Origin of the sequence: Erwinia sp. S43, from assembly GCF_016624745.1 — a bacterium.
Classification (GTDB): Bacteria; Pseudomonadota; Gammaproteobacteria; order Enterobacterales; family Enterobacteriaceae; genus Erwinia; species Erwinia coffeiphila.
In genome coordinates, this window is sequence record NZ_JACVTX010000078.1 from 1 (window position 1) to 316 (window position 316).

General features: G+C 47.8%; 1 pseudogene. It reads right to left on the reverse strand.

The features are described 5' to 3' along the window. Positions 1-233, reverse strand: a pseudogene (locus IBT47_RS26850) (transposase); the annotation flags it as partial. Positions 234-316 lie beyond the last annotated feature (83 nt).

The window sequence follows — 316 nt, forward strand, 5'->3', positions numbered from 1 at the left end:
TTAATCACCAGGACAGTGGTGATGGCAAGGTCAGAATAGCGCTGAGGCCTTGCCCGTGGTGAAGGCGTTGCTGATTAATACCAGGCCTGAATAACGTCATCATCCAGCCAGAAAGTAAGGGAGCCACGGTTGATAAGGGCTTTGTTGTAGGTGGGCCAGTTTGTAATTCTGAACTTTTGCTTTGCCACTGAACGGTCTGTGTTGTCGGGAGGATGCGTGATCTGATCCTTCAACTCAACAAAAGTTCGATTTATTCAACAAAGCCCATCGAGACGTGAATCCGCGTACAGACGTAACTTGTTATCATCAGGGGAAT